This window comes from Mesorhizobium sp. WSM4849, from assembly GCF_055811385.1.
In genome coordinates this window covers 1-26,261 of record NZ_JBVVPW010000045.1, presented here as the reverse complement: position 1 = coordinate 26,261, position 26,261 = coordinate 1, and the positions used below count along the sequence as shown (strand labels likewise).

At 63.7% G+C, this 26,261-nt stretch carries 24 protein-coding genes; 16 read left to right on the top strand and 8 right to left on the bottom strand.

Annotated features, from left to right (window positions below; genetic code table 11):
* Nucleotides 1-339: 339 nt before the first annotated feature.
* A complete protein-coding gene (locus AC0L3L_RS32675) occupies nt 340-1,023 on the bottom strand; it encodes a TetR/AcrR family transcriptional regulator (protein WP_473527368.1) in 684 nt (227 codons plus the stop codon).
* Between the two features lie 112 nt (nt 1,024-1,135).
* Between AC0L3L_RS32675 and AC0L3L_RS32670 the strand changes: the two genes are divergently transcribed.
* The 3 genes from AC0L3L_RS32670 to AC0L3L_RS32660 are packed head-to-tail and all read left to right on the top strand — an operon-like array spanning nt 1,136 to nt 3,697.
* Complete coding sequence (locus AC0L3L_RS32670; protein WP_473641334.1) at nt 1,136-2,332, top strand: Tm-1-like ATP-binding domain-containing protein; 1,197 nt, start codon at nt 1,136-1,138, stop codon at nt 2,330-2,332.
* An 11-nt stretch (nt 2,333-2,343) separates the two neighbouring features.
* Nucleotides 2,344-3,273, top strand: coding sequence for a phosphoenolpyruvate hydrolase family protein (locus AC0L3L_RS32665; protein ID WP_473641332.1), 930 nt, complete (start codon nt 2,344-2,346; stop codon nt 3,271-3,273).
* Between the two features lie 4 nt (nt 3,274-3,277).
* On the top strand, nt 3,278-3,697 hold the full coding sequence (locus AC0L3L_RS32660) for a cupin domain-containing protein (RefSeq protein WP_473487809.1): 420 nt from the start codon (nt 3,278-3,280) through the stop codon (nt 3,695-3,697).
* Between the two features lie 195 nt (nt 3,698-3,892).
* On the opposite strand, the gene AC0L3L_RS32655 is transcribed toward AC0L3L_RS32660, so the two are convergent.
* Nucleotides 3,893-5,080, bottom strand: coding sequence for a M24 family metallopeptidase (locus AC0L3L_RS32655; RefSeq protein ID WP_473641330.1), 1,188 nt, complete (start codon nt 5,078-5,080; stop codon nt 3,893-3,895).
* A gap of 278 nt (nt 5,081-5,358) precedes the next feature.
* On the opposite strand from AC0L3L_RS32655, the gene AC0L3L_RS32650 reads away from it, so the two are divergent.
* The 5 genes from AC0L3L_RS32650 to AC0L3L_RS32630 all read left to right on the top strand — a co-directional run bounded on the left by AC0L3L_RS32650 (nt 5,359) and on the right by AC0L3L_RS32630 (nt 10,497).
* Entirely contained in the window at nt 5,359-6,969 is a 1,611-nt protein-coding gene (locus tag AC0L3L_RS32650) for an ABC transporter substrate-binding protein (protein ID WP_473641328.1), read from the top strand.
* A 90-nt stretch (nt 6,970-7,059) separates the two neighbouring features.
* On the top strand, nt 7,060-8,046 hold the full coding sequence (locus AC0L3L_RS32645; RefSeq protein WP_473487806.1) for an ABC transporter permease: 987 nt from the start codon (nt 7,060-7,062) through the stop codon (nt 8,044-8,046).
* Nucleotides 8,043-8,873, top strand: a complete 831-nt coding sequence (locus AC0L3L_RS32640) for an ABC transporter permease (protein ID WP_473487805.1) — start codon at nt 8,043-8,045, stop codon at nt 8,871-8,873. The genes AC0L3L_RS32645 and AC0L3L_RS32640 overlap by 4 nt, the downstream gene beginning before the upstream one ends.
* Nucleotides 8,870-9,697, top strand: a complete 828-nt coding sequence (locus AC0L3L_RS32635) for an ABC transporter ATP-binding protein (RefSeq protein WP_473641326.1) — start codon at nt 8,870-8,872, stop codon at nt 9,695-9,697. The genes AC0L3L_RS32640 and AC0L3L_RS32635 overlap by 4 nt, the downstream gene beginning before the upstream one ends.
* Nucleotides 9,694-10,497 (top strand): ABC transporter ATP-binding protein, encoded by an 804-nt coding sequence (locus AC0L3L_RS32630; protein WP_473527376.1) that lies wholly within the window; start codon nt 9,694-9,696, stop codon nt 10,495-10,497. The genes AC0L3L_RS32635 and AC0L3L_RS32630 overlap by 4 nt, the downstream gene beginning before the upstream one ends.
* Here the strand turns inward: AC0L3L_RS32630 and ggt are convergent.
* The 4 genes from ggt to AC0L3L_RS32610 form a co-directional block, all read right to left on the bottom strand.
* Nucleotides 10,491-12,077, bottom strand: a complete 1,587-nt coding sequence (gene ggt / locus AC0L3L_RS32625) for a gamma-glutamyltransferase (RefSeq protein WP_473641324.1) — start codon at nt 12,075-12,077, stop codon at nt 10,491-10,493. The genes AC0L3L_RS32630 and ggt overlap by 7 nt on opposite strands.
* A gap of 128 nt (nt 12,078-12,205) precedes the next feature.
* On the bottom strand, nt 12,206-13,060 hold the full coding sequence (locus AC0L3L_RS32620) for a TIGR01459 family HAD-type hydrolase (protein ID WP_473641322.1): 855 nt from the start codon (nt 13,058-13,060) through the stop codon (nt 12,206-12,208).
* Entirely contained in the window at nt 13,057-14,343 is a 1,287-nt protein-coding gene (locus tag AC0L3L_RS32615) for an FGGY-family carbohydrate kinase (RefSeq protein WP_473641320.1), read from the bottom strand. The genes AC0L3L_RS32620 and AC0L3L_RS32615 overlap by 4 nt, the downstream gene beginning before the upstream one ends.
* A 1-nt stretch (nt 14,344) precedes the next feature.
* Nucleotides 14,345-15,388, bottom strand: coding sequence for a class II aldolase/adducin family protein (locus AC0L3L_RS32610; RefSeq protein ID WP_473487799.1), 1,044 nt, complete (start codon nt 15,386-15,388; stop codon nt 14,345-14,347).
* A 201-nt stretch (nt 15,389-15,589) separates the two neighbouring features.
* Between AC0L3L_RS32610 and AC0L3L_RS32605 the strand changes: the two genes are divergently transcribed.
* The 6 genes from AC0L3L_RS32605 (at nt 15,590) to AC0L3L_RS32580 (ending at nt 22,322) form a co-directional block, all read left to right on the top strand.
* Entirely contained in the window at nt 15,590-16,372 is a 783-nt protein-coding gene (locus AC0L3L_RS32605) for a DeoR/GlpR family DNA-binding transcription regulator (protein ID WP_473487798.1), read from the top strand.
* Nucleotides 16,369-17,748, top strand: a complete 1,380-nt coding sequence (locus tag AC0L3L_RS32600; RefSeq protein WP_473487797.1) for an FGGY-family carbohydrate kinase — start codon at nt 16,369-16,371, stop codon at nt 17,746-17,748. The genes AC0L3L_RS32605 and AC0L3L_RS32600 overlap by 4 nt, the downstream gene beginning before the upstream one ends.
* Nucleotides 17,745-19,289 (top strand): sugar ABC transporter ATP-binding protein, encoded by a 1,545-nt coding sequence (locus AC0L3L_RS32595; protein ID WP_473641318.1) that lies wholly within the window; start codon nt 17,745-17,747, stop codon nt 19,287-19,289. The genes AC0L3L_RS32600 and AC0L3L_RS32595 overlap by 4 nt, the downstream gene beginning before the upstream one ends.
* Nucleotides 19,286-20,284: an ABC transporter permease subunit gene (locus tag AC0L3L_RS32590; protein ID WP_095493261.1), complete on the top strand. Its 999-nt coding sequence runs from the start codon at nt 19,286-19,288 to the stop codon at nt 20,282-20,284. The genes AC0L3L_RS32595 and AC0L3L_RS32590 overlap by 4 nt, the downstream gene beginning before the upstream one ends.
* Nucleotides 20,285-20,362: 78 nt before the next feature.
* Nucleotides 20,363-21,301, top strand: coding sequence for an ABC transporter substrate-binding protein (locus tag AC0L3L_RS32585; protein WP_123151633.1), 939 nt, complete (start codon nt 20,363-20,365; stop codon nt 21,299-21,301).
* Between the two features lie 127 nt (nt 21,302-21,428).
* Entirely contained in the window at nt 21,429-22,322 is an 894-nt protein-coding gene (locus tag AC0L3L_RS32580; protein ID WP_473641316.1) for a sugar phosphate isomerase/epimerase family protein, read from the top strand.
* A gap of 43 nt (nt 22,323-22,365) precedes the next feature.
* Here AC0L3L_RS32580 and uxuA read toward each other — a convergent pair whose 3' ends face one another.
* Nucleotides 22,366-23,550 carry a mannonate dehydratase gene (uxuA, locus tag AC0L3L_RS32575; protein ID WP_473641314.1) on the bottom strand — a complete coding sequence of 395 codons (1,185 nt, stop codon included), beginning with the start codon at nt 23,548-23,550 and terminating at the stop codon, nt 22,366-22,368.
* A gap of 76 nt (nt 23,551-23,626) precedes the next feature.
* Here uxuA and AC0L3L_RS32570 point away from each other — a divergent pair, with 76 nt between their 5' ends.
* Both AC0L3L_RS32570 and ftsZ read left to right on the top strand, forming a co-directional pair.
* Entirely contained in the window at nt 23,627-24,412 is a 786-nt protein-coding gene (locus tag AC0L3L_RS32570) for an SDR family NAD(P)-dependent oxidoreductase (protein WP_473641312.1), read from the top strand.
* 263 nt (nt 24,413-24,675) lie between these two features.
* Nucleotides 24,676-25,683, top strand: coding sequence for a cell division protein FtsZ (ftsZ, locus tag AC0L3L_RS32565; RefSeq protein WP_473551957.1), 1,008 nt, complete (start codon nt 24,676-24,678; stop codon nt 25,681-25,683).
* 135 nt (nt 25,684-25,818) lie between these two features.
* Here ftsZ and AC0L3L_RS32560 read toward each other — a convergent pair whose 3' ends face one another.
* Entirely contained in the window at nt 25,819-26,106 is a 288-nt protein-coding gene (locus tag AC0L3L_RS32560) for a DUF6429 family protein (RefSeq protein WP_473641349.1), read from the bottom strand.
* Nucleotides 26,107-26,261 lie beyond the last annotated feature (155 nt).

Here is a 26,261-nt window from a genome sequence, read left to right as displayed (position 1 = left end):
CATTCTACCGTATCATGCGAGCCGGCGGTGAGGCCGACCCTGGTAGTTCCTCCCGTGATGGCAACATTCCGGTTTTTGAGCCTCCTCGCCCAGCCGGAAAATGGATCGCAGCCCTCACTTTTAATCCGCTATATTGTCCTGATCTGGTATTACCAATTTCGGACGCACGTCAAGCTCTTTCTTGGACGATGCCAGCGCCTCGGACAAGCGGATTCCAGCAACATCTGTCTGTTTTTCTTAAATTTTCCTACTCGTTGATACACAAGGCTCTTGTTCGCGCTACGGCATATCGGCTATTGTCGGTAGTGGGCATCCCCATCTGGTCGAACCAGATCGATGCTATTCCGTAGCTGTCGCCGGCGCGCTTCTATCTCCTCCGGTCATCGATTCCATCACTGCAGCCCGTACCAGGGCGCCGGCTGCCCATTGCGCTACCGACATCATCTTGCGGCTGTCCAGCCCCCATATATCCTTCAGTATGATGAGCACTTCGACGCCGAAGATCAACGACAGGGCCTGTGCCAGGCGCTTGAATTCGCGTGGCGGCAGCCGGTTCTTGAGCGGTGCGATCGCGTCCTTGAGCAGATCCACACGATGGCCGCGCGTGAAGGTCGGCTCGCTGCCCAACGTGCCTGCCTGCCGCCGCGCCCACTGGTCGAGCGACAGCTTCAGCGCCGCCTTGAAGGTCGCCTCGAAGGCCTCGATGCGCGGCATGGCGGTATCGAACAGTTCGGCGACGCGGCGCTCGGGATCGGTCGAGGCCGATTTCCAGGTGAGGATCGGCCCGAGTCCTTCGTCGACCACCGCCTGGACCAGCGCCGTCTGGCTTGGAAAATACCGATAGGCGGTGGCGCGGGAGACTTCCGCCGCTTCGGCGACCTCGCTGACTGAAGGCGTGGCGCCCGCCTGCATCAGCCTTGTCGCCGTCTCCAGCATCAACCGTCTTGTGCGGGCGCGCGGTCCACGTGCGGCCCCAGAACCGGCATCGTCGGAAACCGCCGCTTGTTGACGTGAGACATTCATGTCAATACGATACGCGCGTCTCAAAAAATTGCAATGGCCTTCGCGATGCTGAACGGCCGGGCAAAGAGCGGCAGGCGGCAACACCGAGCGCGCCTAGAACCGGGGAAACGCAATGAAGCGCGTCTATGTGGTGGGCACCGCCGACACCAAGGGTGAGGAACTCGCCTTTCTGGCCGATGCGGTCGCAGCCACCGGTGCTGCTGTCGCCCGCGTCGACGTCGGAACGCGCAATGCGACCGTGCCGGTCGATGTCTCGGCCGAAGAGGTCGCCGGCCATCATCCCGATGGCAGCGGTGCCGTGCTGGGCAGCGACGATCGCGGAACCGCGGTGGCGGCAATGGCCATCGCCTTCACCCGGTTTGTCCAATCGCGCACCGATATATCAGGTGTGATCGGCATCGGCGGTGGTGGCGGCACTTCGATCATCACATCAGGCATGCGCGCGCTGCCGCTCGGCCTGCCCAAGATCATGGTCTCGACGCTCGCCTCGGGCGACACTGCACCTTACGTCGATGTCTCCGACATCGTCATGATGCCGTCGGTGACCGATATGGCCGGCCTGAACCGGCTGTCTCGTGTCGTGCTGCACAATGCCGCGCAGGCGATAGCAGGCATGGCTGCAAAACCGCCGCCGCCACCCGACGGCAGACCGTCGATTGGCCTCACCATGTTCGGCGTCACAACGCCATGCGTGACTTCCATCGCCGAGAAGCTTCGTTCGACCTATGACTGCATGGTCTTCCACGCCACCGGGACAGGCGGCCGCAGCATGGAGAAGCTGGCCGACAGCGGCTTGCTGTCCGGCGTCATCGACATCACGACGACAGAAGTCTGCGACCTCCTGTTTGGCGGCGTTCTGCCGGCGACCGAAGACCGCTTCGGAGCGATCACCCGCACGAAACTGCCCTATGTCGGCTCGGTCGGCGCGCTCGATATGGTGAATTTCTGGGCGCCACCGACCGTTCCACAACGCTATAGCGGGCGGCTGTTTTACGAGCACAATCCGAATGTGACGCTGATGCGCACGACCCCCGACGAAAGCCGCAAGATCGGCGAATGGATCGGTGCAAGACTGAGCCTTTGCGAGGGACCGGTCCGGTTCCTCATTCCCGAAAAGGGCGTCTCGGCGCTTGACATCGAAGGCGGCGCCTTCTTCGACCCTGAAGCCGATGCAGCACTCTTCGAGGCTATCGAACGTACGATCATGCCGGATAACACGCGCCGAGTGACGCGCCTGCCGCTGCACATCAACGACCCCGAATTCGCCAAGGCTGCGGTTGCGGCTTTCCTCGACATCGCCAGACAGTGAGAGCCGAAGCCATGGCCGCGATACCACGCAAGAAGATTCTGGAAAAGTTCCGCAAGATGATTGCCGGCGGCGTACCGATCGTTGGCGGCGGCGCCGGCACCGGCCTTTCGGCCAAGGCCGAGGAGGCCGGCGGGATCGACCTGATCATCATCTACAATTCCGGCCGCTACCGCATGGCCGGGCGCGGCTCGGCCGCCGGCCTGCTCGCCTATGGTAACGCCAACGAGATCGTCAAGGAAATGGCCTATGAGGTGCTGCCGGTGGTGAAGAAGACGCCGGTGCTGGCCGGCGTCAACGGCACCGATCCCTTCGTCATCATGCCGCTGCTGCTAGCCGAGCTGAAGACGATGGGTTTTTCCGGCGTGCAGAACTTTCCGACCATCGGCCTGTTCGACGGCCAGATGCGGCAAAGTTTCGAGGAAACCGGCATGGGCTTTGGGTTCGAGGTCGACATGATCGCCGCAGCACACGAACTCGATCTCCTGACCACGCCCTATGTGTTCAACCCCGATGAAGCGCGCGCCATGACCAAGGCCGGCGCCGACATCGTCGTCGCCCATATGGGGGTGACCACCGGCGGTTCGATTGGCGCGACGTCGGCCAAATCGCTCGACGACTGCGTGACGGAGATCGACGCGATCGCTGAAGCGGCGCGTGTCGTGCGCAAGGATGTCATCCTGCTTTGCCATGGCGGGCCGATCTCGATGCCGGACGATGCCCGCTACATCCTCGAACGCTGCAAGGGCCTGCACGGTTTCTACGGCGCCAGTTCGATGGAGCGGCTGCCGGCAGAAACGGCGATCGCCAGGCAGACTGCGGATTTCAAGGCCGTCATGCTGGAGCATCGGACCCAAAAGTGGGAACCGGCTTTGGGAAAATCCGACGCTAAAACAAAAAGACAAAGCGGCACAAAAACTGTCGCCAAGAAAAGGAAGGGATGAGACGATGACCGACCAGAGCAAGGTATTCGTGTATCCGAAGGATGTCAGCGCCTTCGGCTTCAACTGGGGCAGACTGTCGCTGACGGTGGCTCCCGAAGTGAACGGCGCGACGCGTTTTTCCGGCGGCGTCGTCGACCTGCCGTCCGGCAAGGGCCACACGCGCCACAATCATCCAGGTGCTGAAGAGATCATCTTTGTCATATCAGGCAATGGCGAGCAGATGGTCGAAGACGAGAACGGCAATCCGGTCGTTGAGAAGGTCGGCCCGGGTTGCACCATTTATGTGCCGGAAAGCCGCTTCCATTCGACGCTGAACACCGGCGATGCGCCCATGCAGCTGTTCGTCGTCTATTCGCCGGCCGGGCCGGAACTGGCGCTGCGCGACTTGCCGGATTTCACGCTGCTGCCGCCGGGTGGGAAGTGATCTCTACACTAATCGCATTTGGAGTTGCCCCCTCATCCGGCCGCTTCGCGGCCACCTTCTCCCCGAGGGGAGAAGAGGTAGGCGCCGTCGCTGGCGATCTCCTCTCCCTTCGGGGAGAGGTCGGATTGTCCCGAATTGCCCTTGCAATTCGGTTGGCAATCCGGGTGAGGGGGCAGCGCCTTCATTGCAGGGCTGTCAAACTCCACCCCGGTTCCAGCCCCTGCCCCGGTCGCCGAACATGACGTAGCCAGCGTCGGTGACCGCCACCGTGTCCTCCAGCTTGATGAAGCCGCGCGTCGGGTGAAGCATCGTCGTCTCGACCGAGAGCACCATGTTTTTCTCCAGCGGCTTTTCGGCATAGGTGCCTTCATAGGTCACCGGATGGTTGGTCATCAGGAACGGCGCTTCATGCGTGATCAGCCCCATGCCGTGCGCAAAGAAATCGGTATAGGGCGCGACCTTGGATTTCTTCAGCACGCCTTGCGCGTAGGAAATCATGTCACCACCCAGCGTGCCGGCGCGTACCTTGGAAAAGGCCGCCTTCTGCACCGCCTCGACTTCGGCCAACAGATCCTCGAGTTCGGCATCCGGCTCGCCCAGAATGCCCATGCGACAGAGGTCGCCGATATAGCCGTGATAATTGCCGCCGGAATCGATCGACATCACCTCGCCCTTCTTCCATACCTGCGGCGAGGCGGCGCGGTTGTGACTGGCGCCGAGCGTCAGCAGGCAATATTCGAAATGCGCGCCGCGATTGGTCTCCTCGCGCCGTAACTGCTCGATGATCTCGGTCTTGGTCGTGCCTTCGCGTGCCCAGGCAATGGTTGCCAGCATGGAATCGGTGATCAGTTCAGAGGCGGTGCGCAGCTTCTCCAGCTCAGCTTCCGTCTTGATCGCCCGCATCCGCTCCAGCATATCAGTCGCGTCGATCAGCTTGGCGTCCGGCAACGCCTTGCGGATCAGCGTGTAGGCATCCGACGGCAGGAAAGCCGGCTCGATGCCGATGCGGGCGTTGCCCTTGCCGATTTTCGTCAGGTGCTCAACCGCGAGATTGGCGGCGTCGAGCGTGCCCCAGCAGGAGGCGTGCAAGGTCGGCGTCCAGAATGGGTTGTTCTGGTGCTCGGCGCCCTCCATGCGGTTGCCGATATAGGCGGCGTGGTCCGGCCCACCCTTCTCGTAGACCACGATAGGCAGATAGCGGCTGTGGCCGATCGCATCCATGGCGGCGAAGAAGATGAACTTGTAGCCGCCAAGCAGATATTGCGTGTTGTGCTTGGAGGTGGCGAGCAGAACATCGATACCGGCCTCCTCCATCAGCCGATCGACCCTGGCCTGGTCGAACGGGATGGTGCTGACGGCATTCTTACCCGGAGCGACGTTCATCTTTCTCTCCCTGAATTCCCTGGCCGGCCGCTCGGATCGCCGGCGGTGCCCAGTCTGGTTCTACTAGATAAGTCTGGTCCTACCAGATAAGGTCGGATTGAACCGCTTCCCTGTAACTGGTCCAGCGGACGAAATTTTCAAAGCCACATGAGGATGCGCCAAATCCGTCTCTGGCGAAACCCTCGGCAAGGCTCATAATCATCCTTGCAAGGATGCCGTCCGGCGTCCGAGGGTACTGGGCCACCCGGCCGGGTGGCTGAGAGGGACGGAGTTCGATCATGTCAGATGTCACGATTTCCAGGCGCACCATGCTTGCCGGTTCGGCATTCCTGCTGGCCTCGACGGCGCTGCCGACCATCGGTCTGGCACAGACGCCGAAGAAAGGCGGGCGGCTGGTTGTCGCCGCCGATTCCGAGCCGCGTAACCTCAACCCGGCGATCGTCGCTTCCAACGGTGTGTTCTTTATCTCGAGCAAAATCGTGGAAACGCTGGCCGAGGCGTCCTTCGACGGGAAGGACGGGCTCGACCCGCGCCTGGCGATAGGCTGGGAGGGCGCCGCCGATGGCCTGTCGGTGACGTTCAAATTGCGCGAGGGCGTCAAATGGCACGACGGCAAACCCTTCACCTCCGCCGACGTCGCGTTCTCGGCGCTGCAAATCTGGAAGCCGCTGCAGAATCTCGGCCGCATTGTGTTCAAGGATCTGGAGGCGGTCGACACGCCGGACGAACTGACGGCGGTTTTCAAATTCGCCAAACCGACACCGTTCCAGCTGATCCGCAACGCCTTGCCGGCGCTGAGCAGCGTGGTGCCGAAGCACATCTACGAGACCGGAAAGATCGAAGAGAACCCGGCCAACAACGCACCGATCGGCACTGGCCCGTTCAAATTCGTCGAACACAAGCCAGGCGAATATTACCGGCTGGAGAAGAATGCCGACTATTGGGGCAAGGACAAGCCCTATCTCGATGAAATCATCTACCAGGTGCTGCCCGACCGCACTTCGGCGGCAAGCGCGCTTGAGGCCGAAGAAATCCAGCTCGCCGCCTTTTCCGCCGTGCCGCTGGCCGATCTCGACCGCATATCCAAAGTACCTGGCCTCAAGGTGATCACCAAGGGTTATGAGGGGCTGACCTATCAGCTCGTCGTCGAGATCAACCATCGCCGCAAGGAGCTTGCCGACCTGAAGGTGCGCCAGGCGATCGCCCACGCCATCGACAAGGATTTCGTCGTCAAGACGGTGTTCCTCGGCTACGCCGCGACAGCCACCGGCCCGGTGCCGAAGAACGATCCGCAATTCTATACGGCCGATGTGCCGACCTACGCCTTCGACGTGGCCAAGGCCAACGCCTTGCTCGACGAAGCCGGCTACAGCAAGCGAGACGACGGCAAGCGCTTTTCGCTGAAGCTGCTGCCGGCGCCCTATTTCAACGAAACCAAGCAGTTCGGCGACTATCTGCGCCAGGCGCTGGCCGCCATCGGTATCGACGCCCAGCTGGTCAACAACGACTCGGCCGCGCATATCAAGGCGGTCTACACCGACCACGCCTTCGACCTTGCGGTCGGGCCGCCGGTGTTCCGCGGCGATCCGGCGATCTCGACTACCATCCTGGTGCAGAGCGGCATTCCGGACGGCGTGCCTTTCTCCAACCAGGGCGGCTACAAGAACGACGAACTCGACGCCCTCATCGCCAAGGCGTCCGAGACGCTCGACCCCACCGTGCGGACGGAACTTTACAAGGAGTTTCAAAAAAAGGTCGCAGCCGACCTGCCGCTGATCAATGTCGCCGAATGGAGCTTCATCAGCGTTGTCAGAGACACGGTGGGGAATGTCGCCAACAACCCGCGCTGGGCGGTGTCGAACTGGGCGGACACTTATTTGGAATCGTGACACTATCGCGCGGATGAAAATTCGCAGCGAAATCTGTGTGGGGCGCAGCGCATCTCACGATCGGCACACCGCCAAGCAGCCGGCGCCACCATGACCCGCGCGGTTCTCCTCCTTCGCCGTCGCCTCGTCGGCAGCGTCTTCGTGCTGCTGATTGTCGTGATCGGCACTTTCCTTTTGCTGGAAGCCGCCCCCGGCGACGCGGTCGACGCCTATATCGTCTCGACCGGCGGTGACGCCGGCATGATCGAATTGCTGCGCCATCGTTGGGGCCTCGACCAGTCGGCGTTGACGCGGCTGGCGAACTACCTCTGGGCGCTGCTGCATCTCGACCTCGGCCAGTCGGTCACCTTCTCGCGGCCGATCCGCGACGTCATCCTCGAACGCCTGCCCAATACGTTGCTGTTGATGGGCAGCGCCACCGCGCTCTCCTTCGGGCTCGGCTCGGCACTCGGCATCTATGCCGGCGCCAGGCCCGGCAGTTTTCGCGACCGTTTCCTGTCGATCGGTTCGCTGGCGCTCTATGCGGTACCGGGCTTCTGGCTCGGGTTGGTGCTGATCATCATCTTTGCCGTCGACCTGCGCTGGTTTCCGATCGGCGGCATCGAGAGCATCGCGTCGGGCAAGACCGGCCTCGACCGCGCGGCCGATATCGCCCGCCATCTCATCCTGCCGGTGTCCGCACTCGGCTTCATCTATCTGGCACTCTATCTGCGCATGATGCGCGCCGGCGTGGCCGAAGTCTGGCGGCAGGATTTTGTGCTCGCCGCTCGCGCCAAGGGGCTTTCCCGCCGCCGCATCGTGCTCGCTCACGTCGCCCGCAACGCGCTGTTGCCGTTGGTCACCATGCTCGGCCTGCAATCGGCGCAGATGCTCGGCGGCAGCGTCGTCATCGAAAGCGTCTTTTCGGTGCCCGGCCTTGGCCGGCTGGCGCAGGAGGCGGTGGCGGCGCGCGACACGCCGCTGCTGCTCGGCATCATTCTCGTCAGCGCCGTTCTCGTTATCATCATCAACCTTCTCGTCGATATCGCCTACGCTTTCCTCGATCCGCGCGTCGGCGCCAGCGAGACCAGCGCGTGAGCCCGTTTCGCCGCTTTCTTCGCACGCCGGAAGCGATCGCCGGCGCGATCATTCTGGTAGCGCTGTTCGCCATGGCGCTATCGGCGTCGCTATTCTTTCCCGGCGATCCGCAGGCTATTGCCGGGCCGGCGCTGCTGCCGCCCTTTCAGGACTGGTCGCTGCCGCTCGGCACCGACCGGCTCGGCCGTGATGTGCTGGCCGAGCTTCTCCACGGCGCCCGTACCTCCTTGGCGGTCGGGCTGGCGGCGGCAGCCGCAGCCCTTGCCGTCGGCGCAATAGTGGGCACGCTGGCGGGCTTTGCCGGCGGCCTCGTCGACGAGGTGCTGATGCGCATCACCGACGCCTTCCAGACCGTGCCGAGCTTCCTGCTGGCGCTGGCTTTCGTCAGTGTCGTCGGGCCGTCGCTCGGCGTCGTTGTCGCAGCGATCGCGCTTGGCGCCTGGACGGGGCCGGCGCGTGTTGCCCGCGCCGAAGTGCTGTCGATCCGCGAGCGCGATTTTGTCGCCGGCGCCCGTGTCATCGGCATGCATCCGCTGGAGATCGCCTTTCGCGAAGTGCTGCCCAACGCATTGCCGCTGGTGCTGGCGCTGTCGTCGGTGATCGTCGCCGCCGCGATCCTCACCGAAGCGGCCCTCTCGTTTCTCGGCCTCGGCGACCCCAACCGCGTGACCTGGGGCGGCATGATCGCCGAAGGTCGCGCCGTGCTGCGCACCGCGCCTTTCCTGTCGATCATTCCGGGCGTAGCGCTCGTGCTGACCGTGCTCGGCGTCTATCTCGCCGGTGAAGGCTTCGTCGAGACGGCGGCGGTGAGAAGGAGCCTGTCGTGACGGCGCTGCTTTCGATCCGCGATCTGACGGTGATCTATCGCCGTGACGGCAGCGAGGTGGCGGCGCTGAAACATGTCGGCTTCGATGTCGCCGCCGGCGAACGCTTCGCCATCATCGGCGAGAGCGGTTCGGGCAAGAGCACGCTGGCGCTGGCCATTGCCGGGCTGCTGCCGCAATCCATCAGGATTGAAGGCCGTATCGACTGGTTTTTGCAGTCGCCGCCATCCGAATTCATTACCCGGTCCACCCACACCCCACTCGGTGGCCGCGATATCGGCTTCGTCTTTCAGGACCCGTCGGCCAGCCTCGATCCGGTGATGGCGGTCGGCGAGCAGGTCGCGGAAGTCGCGAATACGCATCTCGGCCTTACTTGGTCGCAATCCTATGCCAAGGCAAAAACCCTGCTTGGACGCGTCCGCCTGCCCGACCCGGAGGCCGCTCTGCGCGCCTATCCCCACCAGCTTTCCGGCGGCCAGAAGCAGCGCGTGGCGATCGCCGCAGCGATCGCGGCCGGTCCGAAACTGCTGATCGCCGACGAGGCGACCAGCGCGCTCGATACAATCGTGCAGGCCGAGATCGTCGCGCTGATCCGGCAATTGGTGGCCGAGGACGGCATGACGCTGCTGTTCGTCAGCCATGACATCGCGCTGGCCGCCGAGCTGGCCGAGCGCATCGCCGTGTTCCGGCACGGCGAGCTGGTCGAGCTCGGTGCGACGGCGCAGATCATCGCTAGCCCGCGCCACGCCTACACAAGAGCGCTGCTCGACGCCCATCTCGGCCTCGATGCCGAACCGCTGCTGCGGCAGGCAGGAGCGACGAGGTGAGCAGTCCATTGCTGGCCGTTTCCGGCCTGACCAAACGATATCGTCGTGGCGACAAGACGATCGCCGCCGTCGATGACATTTCCTTCCACATCGAGCCCGGCGAGACGCTGGCGCTGGCCGGGCCGTCCGGCAGCGGCAAGTCGACGATCGCCAGGCTGGTGCTGCGGCTGATCGAACCGGACGCCGGCCATATCGAGTTCGAGGGCGGCGATTTCCTGTCCCTGAACGGCGCTGCCTTGCGCGCACGGCGCGCGCGTTTGCAAATGGTGTTCCAGGACCCGCTCGCCGCCTTCAACCCGCGCGCCATGGTAGCGCGCGTGCTTGACGATCCTTTGCGCATCCATGGCGTCGCCTCTCGACCGGAGCGCCCGCACCGCATCGCTGCTCTGCTCGAGCGTGTCGGCTTGAGCGCTGATCTCGCCGGCCGCGCCATCCACGAGATCTCGGGCGGCCAGCGCCAGCGCATAGCGATTGCTCGCGCCATCGCCACAATGCCGTCGCTGATCGTGCTCGACGAAGCGGTGTCTGCGCTCGACGTATCGGTGCGCCGACAGATCCTGCAATTGCTGCTCGATCTGCAACGCGAGCAACGGATCGCCTATCTGTTCATTTCGCATGATCTTGGCGTTATTAGCGCCATCGCTCATCGTGTCGTCATTCTCGATGGCGGCCGCGTCGCCGAGAGCGGCAATGCCCGTGCGGTCATCGGTGCCCCGCAGTCGGCGATCGGCAAGGCGCTGGTGGCGGCAGCGCCAAAGCTGAACAGGACCAGCACGCAGGACGCGGCCGATCGTCAGTAACCCAGCGCGCAACCGTCCTTGCGTGGATCGGAGGCGCCGGTAAGCGTACCCTTGTCCCAGTCGATCAGCACCAGCTGGCCGCCGCCATGCGGCTCGGTCGCGATGGACACTTGGTGGCCTCGCTCGCGCAGGCCGGCGATTGCATCGGCCGGAACGCCACGCTCCGCCTCCACCGTATCCTGTCTGTAGAACACGCGTGGCGCATCCAGCGCCTCCTGCGGGTCCATGCCGAAATCGATCATGTTGGTGAGCAGGTGGACATGGCCGAACGGCTGGTAGCCGCCGCCCATCACGCCGAACGGCATGATCGCCCGGCCCTTGGCTGTCACCATGCCTGGCATGATGGTGTGCATCGGGCGTTTTCCCGGGGCGATTCGGTTTGGGTGGTCCGCCGCCAGGCGGAAGCTGCTGCCGCGATTCTGCAGGACGACCCCGCTCTTGGGGCCGACCACCCCGCTGCCGAACGAATAAAAGGTCGAGTTGATGAAGCTGACTGCATTACGATCGCGGTCGACCACCGAGATGTAGACCGTATCGCTCGGCTGAAGCTCCAGGCGTGGCAGATGCGTCATCGCGCGCGCCGGATCGATCTCGGCGCGAAGCTGGTCCGCATGGGATCTGGACAACAACTGCTCTACGGGGACATGGACTTGGTTCTGGTCGCCGATGAAATTGTCGCGGTCCTGATAGGCAAGCCGCCCCGCCTCGATCTCGAGGTGAAAGCGCTCGGCGCCGTTCGGCTCCAGAGAGCCGAGCGAAAAGCCCGACAGCACATTCAGCATGATCAGTGCCGTCAGCCCCTGGTTGTTCGGCGGCATCTGATGGATGTCGTAGCCCCGGTAGGATGTGCCGACCGGCCTGACATAGTCGCCCTTCGTAGCCGCAAAATCCTCGAGCGCATGCAGCCCACCGAGAGCACGCAGACGCGACACCATGTCATCGGCGACCTCGCCTTCATAGAAGCCGGCACGACCGCGGCGCGAGACGATGCGCAAGGTGTCGGCCAGTTGCGGCTGCCGGTGCAGTTCGCCGGCCAGCGGCGCCTTTCCATCCGGCAGAAAAATCCGCGCGGCATGTTCGTCGGCGGCCAGCAAGGCAGCACTTTCAGCCCAGTCGAAGGCCACACGGTCTTGGACGACGTAGCCCTGTTCGGCGTAACGTATGGCGGGTGCGAGCGCGGCGTCGATGCCCTTTCTGCCGTGATCCTCGAGCAGGCGGCACCAGGCGTCGACGGCGCCCGGCACGGTGACTGCGTGCGGACCGGACTCAGGCAGTTCGTCATGCCCCCTGTCCAGATACCACTGCGCCTCTGCTGCTGCAGGTGCGCGGCCGGAGCCGTTGAAGGCCAGAACCTCGCCTTGGCCGTTGGGACAGTAGAGGACGAAACAGTCGCCGCCGATACCGGTCGATTGCGGCTCGACGACCGCCTGCACCGCCGCCGCGCACACGGCTGCATCCATTGCATTGCCGCCAGACCGCAGCATCTCGACCGCCGCCAGCGTCGCCAGAGGGTGCGATGTCGCGGCCATCGCTTCCGTCGCACGAACCGGCGAGCGCCCGGGGAGTTGGAAATCACGCATGCAGTTCAATAGCCTCTGACCAACCAGATGTGAACTGGCAACAGCAGCCAAAGGGCTGCGCCACGAAAAGCAGCACGAACGACGAAACGATCACCATGGCAGCGCTCAACCCTCGGAAGCAGCCCATCTCAATCTGCGAATTTGAAAATATCCGTGGTGTAATCGGGGTAGGCGTCCAGACTGTCGAAAAGGTCGGCCAGGTCAGGGGTGTCCGCCAATATTCCGGACAAGACCAGCGCAGTCGCCACGCCGGCGCCAGTTCCACCAGCGATATCGTGTTCGACACTGTCGCCGACACAGACCACAGTGCTGCGGTCCGGGTTGCCCGCCAGCGCCAGCGCGGCGTCGAAGATCGGGGCGTAGGGCTTGCCGATGCGGGTGACGCTGCCGCCGAAGCTCTCGTAGAGATCCGCAAGCTGACCGGCGCCAAAGCGAGGCCCCACTGCCGTCAGCATGATCTTGTCGGGATTGGTGCAGAAGCACGGCACCTGCCGCATCGCTGCCGGTGCAAATAGTCTGCGATAATGGTCGATGTCGTAGCGATCGCCCTCGCTGGCGGCGATCAGCACCAGCTCGGCATCGTCGCCGTCCCCGGTCAACGTGAAAGGCAGGCCTTCAATCGCCGAGCGGTCGCCTTCGCGGCTGATCAGCAGGCACTTTGTGTTTGGGCGCAGCGTTCCGGATACCGCCATTTCGTGAAAGGACCGCCACGCGATCTCGCCGGAAGAGACAAATTGATCCCAGCTTCCTGGTTGGAAGCCGAGCTTCAGCAACCGGGCCTCATTGGGCCGCGCCCGCCTGCCGGAGTTCGAGACCAGCACGATCGTCCTGCCTGCTCGCTTCAGCGCCGACAATGCCTCCACAGCGCCCGGATAGGGGTTCGTACCATCGTGCAGCACGCCGAACTGATCGAGCAGGAACACCTGATAGCACTCAACCAGCGCCGCGATGCCGTCGAGATGTTCAACCGTTTTCGTGCTCACAAAAGCCCCGCTTCGATTGCGCCCATCAGCGCCAGCCGCGCCGTGCCGGCGGCCGCCTCATCCGAACGCGCCGGCAGAAAACCGACCCCCAGCTTGCGCTGCCGGATCGCGGTCCAGGCGGGATTTGCCGCACCGCCGCCGACACTTCTCACCGAGAGCAGGCGAGGCGCGCCGAGCTCGGCAAGCCGGCGATAGCCGAGCGCCTCGATCTCGGCAATGCCCTCCAACATCGCTTTCAGATAGTCTGCGTCGTCCGCAGGCCGCGGCGTCAGACGTGGCGGCAGAGCAGGGTCGGCGATCGGAAAGCGTTCGCCGACCGCGGGAAGCGGATAATAGTCGAGGCCGGTCTCCGTCATGGGGTCTATGGCCGCACTCAGCTCGATGATACGCCCGAGCGAGAAATGCTGCGCCAGCACCTTGCCCCCCGAATTCGACGCACCACCCGCCAGATAGGCATCTCCCAACCGATGGCTGTAGATGCCGAACTGCGGCGCCGAGATCGGCCGGTCGGAGACGATTTTGAGGGTCAGCGAGGACCCCAGCGCGGTGACGCCGTCGCCAACTGCCGCAGCGCCCGTCGCCAGGAACGACGCGCAGCCATCGGTCGTGCCGGCGGCCACGGCGACGTCGTGCGCCAGGCCGAACAGGTCCGCTGTGCTCGCGGTGAGCGTTCCCGTGACATCGCCCGGCCTGACGACATCAGGCAGGAGTTCCATGCGCATGCCGGTCGCCGCGATCCAGTCCGGCCAGCGGCGGGCCTCGACGTCGTAGCCGGTTTTCAGGGCATTGTTCTCGTCGCTGGTGTCGAAGCGGCCAGAGAACTGTGCCGCGATCCAGTCGGCCTGATGCAGCACCGCGGCAACGCCAGACAGGCGCTGGTATGACAGCGCCTTGGCGAGACCTGACGTCGCCCCACGTGCTGCGCTCGCGGCCGGCGCCTCGCGCGCGATCACCGCCAGAATGGCGTCGTCGTCGACCTTGTCGTTGTACATCAACGGCTCGGCCAGCGGCCGCCCGGCGCCGTCGACCGGCAGCAGCGTGCCCGAAGTGCCGTCGACGGCGATCGACCGGACCGCCGCACGATCGATGCCCGAAAGCAGTTCCGCCAGCGCCGCGCCCACCGCTAACCACCACACTGAGGGGTCGCGGGCGTTCTGGCCAAATCTGTCGAGTGGAACGGCGGAACGCGCGGCAATCGAAAAATCCGGGCGCATGGCGACGGCGCGGGCGCCTGATGTGCCGATGTCGATGCCGATCGAAAGGGGGCCAATTGAACGCGCCATGTCAGCCGCCAGCTGCATTGAGTTTCTGGCGATACTGCTCGGCGTCCCAGTTGATCAGTTCGTCGTTCTCGGCGGCGGTCAGATAATTCAGCTTCGCCGCGACGTCGACCCGCGCCGTCACGTCGGCAAGGCAGCGTTGCATGGCATCGGCGCCGGGACTGGCGTCGCCGCGCATCAGCACGCCAAGCCCGGGAAACAGGATCGCCACCGGTGCCGTGCCGCACCGTTCGATGACGCGCAGAACGTCCTCGCCAGGCCGCGCCACGACCGAACCCTTGCCGAGAAAGATGACGTGATCGGGATAGAGGCTGCCCCCCGACGCCATGCGGCAGCTTTCAGGATCGATCGCGACGGCATGCGCTTCGACATCCGCCGGCAACCTGTAACCGGTGCGTCCGATGAGCGCCGTCAATGCCGCGATGTCTGGCTCCGCCACCTCGCGTGGCGGCCGCGCCAGCAGCCCCGTGACGCGGCGCAGCAGCGCCTCGGCGCCGGCCACGGTCTCGGCTGCGACCACCAGGCCGTGATTGGCAAGGATCAGCACATCGACCCCAGGCCGAAGGCGCTCGGCAATGCCCTGGGCGAGCGGCAGGCCCGGCCGGAGATAACGGACATACGCCCATTCGAGGCCATCCAGGCGCTTGGCGATTTGAGCCTCGCAGTCGGCCTGCACGGCAAGCGAAATGGTGTCGACGCAGTGGACATGCAGAACGACGCGCTGCGGCATCAGCGCGTGAACCGTGGTCTCGATCGAGGGTCGCAGCTTGCGGATGTTGAGCGCCTGGATGGCGAACGCCTGTGGCTGATCGGCGGCCGGGTCGCGCTGTTCGACAGCCCTGAGCAGCGGGGGGATCGCCACGGGAACCATGATGTCTTCGGCGAGCGCATTCTTCAGCCAGGTACCCGAAGCCTTGATCCAGAGCGTGTCTCCGGCTTTCAGCGAAGTGTTGCCGCCCGCGGCCTGGGTCAAATGCGGGTCGCGCCCGATGCTGGCCGAAAGCGACCGCAAAGCGGCCAGTTCCTGCGCATCCGCATTGATTGCCATCGAAACTCCTTTCAACAAACCGGCCGCGTAGCCACGGCTTTGGATCCCCGTAGCTGGGATAACGAATGACGTTGGTATCGCAGATGCGAGTAAGTTACGTCAATGGTGATCTTATCCCATCAAATCTAGCTTGCAATCTGATCCGCGTTGAGTAAGTTTCACCAATTGCCGTGGCAAAATGGCATTTCGGGAGGGTATCCGTTGAGCGACTCCGGCCGCCAGCGTCAGATCGTAGACTTGTTGCGGGATCGCCCCTTCGCCTCGGTGCGCGAGCTGCAGGAGCGGCTCGGCGTGTCGGCTGCGACGGTGCGGCGCGACATCGACAAGATCGACGAGGCCGGCGAAGCACGGAAGGTCTACGGCGGCATCTCGGCGCTCGATGGCGCTTCGCAGGCGGGTGTCGCCTTTGCCAGGCCTTACGACGAGAACCGCGATCTCGCGGTCGAAGCCAAGCGGCAGATCGCCGCTCTCGCTGCGACCATGGTGCGCGATGGCGACGCCGTCATCGTGCATGGCGGTTCGACCTGTTTCCATCTCGGCGCCAAACTCGCCGACCGCAACATCCGGCTCTACACCAATTCGATGCCGCTCATCGCCTATTTGAGCGACCACGGCCATTGTAGCCTAACCGTTGCCGGGGGTGAACTTCATCGCGAGCCTGGCATCATTCATTCGCTCACCCAGACGGTGCCTTTCTACGCATCGAAGTTCTTTCTTGGCGCGCAAGGCATCAGCCCGGAGGGCGTGCTGGAATCGCATCCGCTGCTGGTCCGCTCCATCGTCGAACTCAGCCTATGCGCCGACCAGATCGTGGTGCTGGCCGACAGCCGCAAACTGTCGATCCACGCGCGCAACGTCGCGCTGCCCTTGTCGCGCATCGGCACGCTGGTGACCGACGACGGTCTTTCCGATGCCGACGCACGCATGCTCGAAAACGCCGGCGTCATGGTGCGGATCGCCTCTGCCTCGGGAGCCGTCCAGTGAAGGTGGCCGTCCTCGACTTCGGCAAGACCAACTCGAAGCTGTTCGTCTTCGGTCAGGACGGGCAGATTCTGGGTGAGCGCCGGACCCAGCCGAACTGGACGCGCGAAGGCGGCTTCAGCGTGCTCGACGAAGCAGCGCTTCACGATTGGGCGGCTCGCGCCGTCGGCGAAGCGGTCGACAATCATGGTGTGGAAGGATTGATGGTTTCGGGCCATGGCTGCACCTTTGCCTTGGTCGACGATGCGGCGCTGACGCATCCGATCCTCGACTACGAGCAGGAGCCACCGGCCGAGATTGCCGCGCAGATCGATCGCCGCATTCCGGATTTCGCCGAGACCTTCTCGCCGCGCCTGCCGCTCGGCTTCAACTATGGTCGCCACATGCTGTGGCTGAAGACGGTGCAACCAGGCGTGTTCGCCGCCGCCAAATCGATCCTCGGTTATCCCCAATACTGGAGCTGGCGCTTTGGTGGCCGGGCGGTGTCGGAGGTGTCCTATCTCGGCTGCCACTCGCATCTGTGGGCGCCGCGCAAGCGCGATTTCTCCTCGCTGGTTGACGCCGAAGGATGGCGCGGCCAGATGCCCGCCTTCGAACGTGCCGGCGCGGTGATCGGCGAGCATCGCTTTGGCGGGGCGACACGGCCGATCGCCATTCACAACGGTGTCCATGACAGCAATGCGGCGCTCCATGCCTATCGCCGGCAGGAGCTTGGCCCGGTCACCGTCGTCTCGACCGGCACCTGGGTCGTCGTGCTCAATCCGGACTGCCCGCTCGACGCGCTCGATCGCGATCGCGACATGCTGGTCAATGTCGATGTCGACGGTGGCCCGGTGCCGACCATCCGCTTCATGGGCGGCCGTGAATTCGCGACGATCAGCGCCGGCTGGCAGGGGGCAATCGACCGCTCCACAGTACAGCAGGTGATCGACGCCGGCATCATGGCGCTACCGAGCTTCGCGCCAGGTGGGCCGATGCCTGGCCATCCCGGCGAACTGGTCGGGCGCACACCCACAGCGGAGGAACGCGCGGCCGTGGCGCTGCTCTACGTCGCGCTGATGGTCGATCTGTGTCTCGACCTGATCCATTCGAACAACACCATAATCGTCGATGGCGGGCTGAACAGCGGCGGCCTGCTCGCCAGCCTGCTGGCGCAGCTGCGTCCCGGCCAAGCGTTCATGCAAGGCGCCACGCTGGAGGGCAGCGCCACTGGAGCGGCGGCTCTCGCCTTCGAGAGTGTTGGACGCGAATTTGCCGCCGAGGCGCCGGAGCCTGTTCGTGCTTCAAGCCTCACCGGGCTTGCCTTCTATCGCGACAGCTGGCGCGGCCTTTCCGCCGACCGAGGCATCGTTGGTGCAGCAGCGGGAGGCACGCGATGACCGCCGCCGCCCGAATCGAAACAGTGCGCCAGCCGGTGCTGGAGATGCGGCACATCTCCAAGACGTTCGGCCCGATCCGCGCCTTGCAGGATGTGTCACTGACCGTCCACGCCGGCGAACTGCACGCGCTGATGGGCGAAAACGGCGCCGGCAAGTCGACGCTGATGAAGGTGCTGTCCGGCGCCTATCGGCCAGATCCCGGCGGCGAGATTCTGATCGACGGCATACCAGTCGCCACCGGCGACCCGATCAAGGCACGCGCCAACGGCATTGCCGTCATTTATCAGGAGCTGTCGCTGGCGCCCAACCTGACGGTCGCGCAGAACATCTTCCTCGGCAACGAGCCGAGACGGTTCGGCATCGTCGACCGCGACCAGTGCAACCGGCGCGCCAAGGAAATCGTCGCGCGGCTCGGCGTTTCCTTCCCGGCGCGCGCCTCGGTCTCCAGCCTGTCGCTTGGCGAACGCCAGATGGTCGAAATCGCCCGCGCGCTGTCGACCAGCGCGCGCATCATCGTCATGGACGAGCCGACGACCTCGCTGACCTCGCGCGAGACTGACAGGCTGTTCGAGGTGATTGCGACGCTGAAGTCGCAGGGCATCGCCATCATCTACATCAGCCACCGCATGGAAGAGGTCTACCAGCTTGCCGACCGCGTCAGCGTGCTCCGCGACAGCGGCTATGTCGGCACGCTCGATCGCGCCGATCTGAACGCCTCGCGCCTCGTTTCGATGATGGTCGGCCGCGACCTGTCCGCCTTCTACAAAAAGGATCACCGCCCGCCGGACAGCAACCGAGCGATCGCATTGTCGGTGCGCGACATGTCGGATGGCAATCTCCTGAAGGACTGTTCCTTCGACCTGCACAAGGGCGAAGTGCTGGCGCTGGCCGGCCTTGTCGGTTCGGGCCGCACCGAGCTCGCACGGCTGATCTTCGGCGCCGACAGGCACACGTCAGGCACGTTGGAACTCGACGGCAAGCCGATAGCCATCGGCTCGCCGCGCGAGGCGCTGGACGCCGGCATTGCCTATCTTACCGAAGACCGGAAGGAACTCGGCCTGTTCCTCGACATGTCGATTTCCGACAATATCAGCATGGGCGTGCTCGCCAGGGATGCGCAGGCCGGAGGCTTGCGCGACTTCGCGACGGCCGAAAAGCGCGCCGCCAAGGCCGTTTCCGACCTCTCCATCCGCACCAGGTCGGTGCAGGCCAATGCCGGCTCGCTGTCGGGCGGCAACCAGCAGAAGGTGCTGCTCGCCCGCCTGCTCGAAACCGAACCGCGGGTCCTCATCCTCGACGAACCGACCCGCGGCGTCGATGTCGGGGCGAAGTCGGAAATCTACCGGCTGATCGACGATCTCGCCAAGAAGGGCATCGCCATCCTGATGATCTCCAGCGAACTGCCGGAGGTGATCGGCGTCGCCGACCGCGTGCTGGTGATGCGCGACGGCACTATCGCTGGCGAGGTGACGGCATCCGAAGGCCAGCCGCTCAGTCAGGAGGCAATCATGGAACTTGCAACGGGAGCGGCCAAGGGATGACCGACAAGGCAACCGAGATGAGCGCGGGGGACCAGGCCGTCGGCAGAAGCCGGCGGCTGCGCACCGCCTTCGCCGCCCTTGGCATGCTGCCGGTTCTGATCCTTTTGGCGGCCGGCTTCCAGATCATGAACCCGCGCTTCCTCACCGAGACCAACCTGTTGATCGTCACGCAGCAGTCGTCGATCAACATCGTCCTTGCGGCCGGCATGACCTTCGTCATCCTGACCGGAGGCATCGACCTGTCCGTCGGCTCCATCCTTGCCGCATCGGCGATGGTGGCGGTGATGGTGTCGCTGGTGCCGGAGTGGGGCATGCTCGGCGTGCCGGCGGCCATTCTGGTCGGCCTCGGCTTCGGCGTCATCAACGGGCTGCTCGTCGCCTATATCAAGCTGCCGCCCTTCATCGTTACGCTGGGTTCGCTGACCGCCGTGCGCGGCGTCGCCCGCCTGCTCGGCCAGGACACCACGGTGTTCAACTCGGACCTGCCGTTCGACTTCATCGGCAACGGTTCGCTGTTCGGCATTCCCTGGCTGGTCATCATTGCTCTGTCGGTCGTGGTGCTGTCCTGGCTGGTGCTCAAACGCACCGTGCTCGGCACCTGGATCTATGCCGTCGGCGGCAATGCCGAGGCCGCCCGCCTCACCGGCATCAAGGTGCCGCTGGTGCTGCTCTTCGTCTATGGCGTTTCAGGCCTTCTGGCCGGTCTTGGCGGCGCCATGTCGGCGGCCCGGCTCTATGCCGCCAACGGGCTGCAGCTTGGGCAGTCCTACGAACTCGACGCCATTGCCGCGGTCATTCTCGGCGGCACCAGCTTCGTCGGCGGCGTCGGCTCGATCTGGGGCACGCTGATCGGCGGCCTGATCATAGCGGTGCTCTCCAACGGGCTCATCCTGGCCGGTGTTTCCGACATCTGGCAGTACATCATCAAGGGATTGGTCATCATCGTGGCGGTCGCCCTCGACCGCTACAGGCTCCAGGCAGGAGCAAGAACGTGATTGACCTTAGTCGCCGGCGTCAACGACCCGGTTTCATGTAACGCACCGTGAGAGGCGCGGGGCATCAGGAGGAAAACAATGAAGACCATCGCTAAACTGCTCTGCGGCGTTGCCCTCGCGGCCGTCGCCATCGCACCGGCTTCGGCCAAGGATCTGAACAAGGTCGGCATATCGGTCGGCCTGCTCGGCAACCCGTTCTTCGTCGCCACCATCAAGGGCATCGAAGACGCGGCCAGAAAGATCAATCCCAATGTCGAGGTGACGTCGGTGTCGGCCGACTACGACCTCAACAAGCAGGTCTCGCAGGTCGACTCCTTCATCGCGGCCGGCGTCGACGTGATCATGCTCAACGCCGTCGATGCTAAGGCCATCGCACCAGCGGTTAAGAAGGCGCAAGCGGCGGGCATCGTTGTTGCCGCGTTCGACGTCTCGGCGCCAGGCGCCGACGTCACCGTGATGACCAACAACGTCAAGGCCGGCGAAGCGGCCTGCCAGTACCTCGTCGACCAAACCGGCGGCAAGGGTGACTATGTCATCCTGAACGGCCCTGCATCGTCGTCGATCCTGGAGCGGGTCAAGGGCTGCAAGGACGTGCTAGCGAAGCACCCGGACATCAAGATCCTCTCCGACGACCAGAATGCCGAAGGCTCGCGCGACGGCGGTCTGAAGGTCTTCCAGTCGCTGCTGACCCGCTTCGACAAGATCGACGCGGTGTTCGCCATCAATGATCCGACGGCGATCGGCGCCCAGCTTGCGGCCAAGCAGCTCAACCGCTCGGAGTTCATCTTCACCGCGGTCGACGGCGCGCCGGACATCGAGAAGGAGCTCTCTTCCGGCACCTCGATGATCAAGGCCTCGGCCTCGCAGGATCCCTATGTGATGGCTGGCCAGTCGCTGCAGATGGCAGCCGAAGTGCTTGCCGGCAAAAAGCCGGCCGAGGCGACGGTGCTGCTCGACCCGCAGCTGATCACGGCCGAGAACCTGAAGGACTACAAGGGCTGGACGGCGGCCCGCTAGCTTAGAGCCTCCCAAGGCTGGTGCGGCCGGGACGACCGGTCGCACCGTTTTTTTGTTTGAGCATCGGATTTTCCCAAAACCGGTTTCCACTTTTGGGTCCGATGCTCTCGACCAGCAGGAGACGATCATGTCGCGCATTGGAATCCATTCTTTTGTCTGGTCGGCGAGCTCGGTGCAAGGCGACCTCGAGCGGACGCTGGCCAACACCAAAGAGGCCGGCTTCGACCTGATCGAATTCTCCTATCTCGACCCTGCCAATGTCGATATTGGCGGACTGGCCAGGCGCATCGCCGAGCTCGATCTCGGCGTGGCGATCAGCATCGGACTACCGGCCGACGGCGACATTTCAAGCGCCGACAAGACGATTGCCGCGCATGGCGTCGAAATCCTGAAACGCACGATCGCGCTCACCCGCGATCTCGGCGGCCAGAAGGTCGCCGGCATCCTCAGCACCAGCCATGGATTGCAGGCGCAGGCGCCGACACGCGATCAATGGAACCGCAGCGCCGGAACGCTTGCCAAGGTCGCGGAGACCGCCAAAGCCGCCGGCGTTACGCTCAACCTCGAGATCGTCAACCGCTTCGAGAGCAATCTGCTCAACACCGCCGCGCAAGGGCTGGCGTTCATCGAGGACACCGGTTCCGACAACATCTTCCTGCATCTCGACACTTTCCACATGAACATCGAGGAGGCCGATATCGGGCTGGCCATCCGCCATGCGGCTGACAAGATCGGCTATGTCCATATCGGCGAGAGCCATCGCGGCTTCCTCGGCACCGGCAACATCGACTTTGCCGCGATCTTCGATGCGTTGACCGCAATCGGCTATAGCGACGACCTCAGTTTCGAATCCTTCTCGTCCGAGATCGTCGACGAGAACCTGTCGAAGAAAACCGCCATCTGGCGCAATCTGTGGACCGACAATATGGAACTGGCCCGGCATGCGCGCCGCTTCATCGCCATCGGGTTGGAGACGGCACGGCGCAAGGCCGAGCTTGTTTCATCAAGTCATCGACCTTAGCACCAGCCGATGTTGATCGCCCGGGCCTTCCTGTTTGCGATCCTCAGGCCAGCTCAAAACGTTCCACAGCGCGCATGATGCCACGCAGTTCGGCGAGGCCTTTCAGGCGGCCGATCAACGAGTAGCCGGGGTTGATCCTGGTCTTGCCGATATCGTCGGCAAGCAGATGGCCATGATCGGGTCGCATGGGAATCCGCCAATCGGCGCGACCTTCCCTACGGCGACGTGTCTCTTCCTGCATCAAAGCGAGGATGACATGCGCCATGTCGGTGCCGCCCTCCAGGTGCTCGGCTTCATAGAAGGAGCCGTCATCCTCGATGGTTACATTGCGCAGATGGACGAAATGGATCCGGTCGGCGAATTCCTTGACCATGCCGACAATGTCGTTGTCGGCGCGCGTACCATAGGAGCCGGTGCAGAATGTCAGGCCGTTCGCCGGGCTGTCGACGGCGTTGAGGATGAAACGCGCGTCCTCGGCAGTCGAAACGATCCGTGGCAAGCCATAGAGCGAGAATGGCGGGTCGTCGGGATGGATGCACATGCGCACTCCCTCCTGCTCGACCACCGGAATGATCTCGCGCAAAAACCAGGCAAGATTGTCGCGCAACTCCTTCGGCCCGATCGAGTCATATTCCGCCAATGCCTCGCGAAAACTATCACGGTCGTAGCTGCGCTCGGTCGCCGGCAGGCCGGCAATGAGATTGCGCTCGATCCTGTCGATCTGCTCGTCGCTCAGTTCCTTCAGTCGCGATTCCGCTTCGGCGACACGTGCCGCGCTGTAGCTGGCTTCGGCATTCCTGCGCTTCAGGACGAAAATGTCGTATGCGGCAAAATCGATCGCATCGAAACGCAGGGCATAGCCCGTCGTTGGAAGCCGATAGGCAAGGTCGGTGCGGGTCCAGTCGACCACCGGCATGAAATTGTAGCAGATGGTTTTTATGCCGGCCTTCGCCAGCGCGCGGATGGTATCTTGGTACCAACCAACGTAATGCTGCCTTTCCGCCGAGCCGATCTTGATCGAATTGTGGACGGGAATGCTCTCCACGACAGACCAAGTCAGCCCTTCGGCCTCGATGATCCGCTGGCGCTCCAGGATGTCCGTCAAAGGCCAGGCGCGGCCGTCGTAGATATTATGCAGGGCGGACACGACGCCCGTGGCTCCGGCCTGCTTGACATGATCGAGCGTCACCGGGTCGTCAGGGCCATACCAGCGCCAGCATTGTTCCATCGAGGCTTTCCCTTTGCGATAAAACAGAACCGTATTGTTGGGCCACAATGGAAGTCAAATTAAAGGAGTTTGCGCAATGAAGGATTTCGACGGCAAGATCGCTCTGGTGACGGGGACGACCGGGATCGGCCTGGCGACCGCCAGACGTCTTGCGGCGGGCGGCGCGGCGATAATCGCCTGCGGCATCGATCGCGCGGCAAACGCGGCGATGACAGCGGGACTGGACAGCTCCGGCGCCGGGGCGCTGGTCATGGCCGTCGACGTCTCCGTGCCGGATCAGGTTCGCGACGCGGTCGCGGCCGGTGTCGACCGGTTCGGCGGCCTCGATATCATTGTCAATTCCGCGGCGGTCCATCCATATGGAACCGCTGTTAGCACCGATTTCGACACCTGGAACCGGGCGATGTCCGTAAATGTCGGCTCGATCTACATGACCGCGCATTTCGGCATCCCGGAAATGATCAGGCGAGGCGGCGGCGCCATCGTCAACGTGGCTTCGGTGCAAGGTTTCGCCTGCCAGCAGAACGTCGCCGCCTATGCCACGACCAAGGGCGCCATCCACACATTGACGCGCGCTCTGGCGCTCGACCACGCGCGCTCTGGCATTCGCGTCAATTCCGTCAGCCCGGGCTCGATCCGCACCCCTATCTTGGAAAAGGCGGCGCGCGGCGAGAACGGCACCGATGCCGATGTCGAGGCCGCCTACAGGCGCTTCGGCGAAGCCCACCCCATCGGGCGCATCGGCGAGCCGGAGGAAGTGGCGGAACTCATCGCCTTTCTGTGTTCGTCAAAAGCCGGGTTCTGCACCGGCGCGGACTACAGGATCGATGGCGGCCTGACTGCCGGCATCGGCGTGAAGTAGATCGGGAAAATCGGTCTCGGCTTTACGGGAGACGTTGTCATCGGACGATATTCGGGCAGCCGCCACACGTAGCACCGACGGCGAACCAATAGCGCATAACATGCGCGAGCGCGAATAGTGCACTTGCAGCCGGTTCAACCGTCTGATTCCCTTGGTCACGCTCGGCTGTCCTGATTCGCGCACTGTCCAAAGTCTTTGCAGTGCGCCGGGAACAAGCCTTCCACCGACCGCTGCGCTTGCGCATTCAAGGGGAGAGACGGCAAATGAACACTGCAACGAGGCCGGCAATCTCGGAGATGAGGCCCAAAATATCCGTCATCGGGGTTGGCGGCGGTGGCGGCAACGCCATTAACAACATGATCGCCGAAGGCTTGCAGGGCACCGAATTTATCGTTGCCAACACCGATGCCCAGGCGCTCACCATGTCGAAGGCAACGCGGCTGATCCAATTGGGAGCGCACGTCACGGAGGGCCTTGGTGCAGGATCCCTGCCCGAGGTCGGCCATGCCGCGGCCGTGGAATCGATCGACGAAATCATGGACCATCTTGCGGGAACGCATATGTGCTTCGTGACCGCGGGCATGGGAGGCGGAACTGGAACCGGTGCAGCACCGGTCATAGCGCAGGCCGCGCGCAACGCGGGAATACTGACCGTGGCCGTCGTCACCAAGCCGTTCGTCTTCGAAGGAAACCGCCGAATGCATGCCGCCAATGAGGGCATCGAGCGGCTGCGCGAAAGCGCCGATACCGTCATCGTCATACCGAACCAGAACCTTTTCAGGATCGCCGATGCCAAGACGACCTTCGCGGACGCTTTCGCCATGGCGGACCGCGTTCTCTACGCCGGCGTCGGCTGCATCACCGATCTAATCGTCAAGGAAGGCCTGATCAATCTCGACTTCGCCGATGTGAAGTCGGTGATGCGCGATATGGGTCGCGCGATGATGGGGACCGGCGAAGCCACCGGGGAGGACCGCGCCAGGAAGGCAGCCGAAGCGGCGATCGCAAACCCGCTTCTCGACGAAGCGTCCATGATGGGCGCCAAGGGCGTCCTTGTCTCGATATCGGGCGGCACTGACATGACGCTGTTCGAGGTCGACGAAGCCGCCACCCGCATACGCGAGGAGGTCGACGCCGATGCCGACATCATCGTCGGCGCCATTTTCGACAAGGCGCTCGCAGGAAAATTCAGGGTGTCGGTCGTTGCGACGGGATTGCGGCGGGGGCTTGAGATTCCGCTGACGGTGGGGTTGGAAAACCGTATCAACTGAACCGGGCCGCATGGGCGGCGCCGGCGGTAGGATTCGACTTGAACATCCGCCGCTCTGGAGAGACGCCGCCAGACGGTGATCGGGCGGGCCGCTTGCCCAAACCGCAATTGTTGCGGGATGAGCCTGCGGTTTAAGTCATATATTTCGTCTGCGCGACTCTCGCCGGAATTGGAACGCCAGCTCAGCGCTCATGGCGCCGGCCGCGTGAAAAAGGGTGCGGAACAGCTCCTCAGCACGCCGCGGGCCTTCATCTGTCAGAACCACCGACTTCGCTTTGTTTGCTGGATTGGCGATCAGCCCCTTCTGGTGCAAGCGATCCAGAGCATCCCAATCCATTCCCTTCCAGGCGCGCCTCTCTTCATGCAGCGTTAGCCAAAGCAGCCCCAGAACGGCATTGTCGATCTTGTCGGTGTCCATCTCCATGCCAAGCAGTTTGACACCGGAAAACGGCCCCTGCCGAGACCCACATCGTAGGATAACTTGACGAGGATCAAAACCGGTCGCCAGGCCGCAAACGCAAAACGGCCCGCACTGAGGCGGGCCGTTTTGTGTATTTGGTTGCGGGGACAGGATTTGAA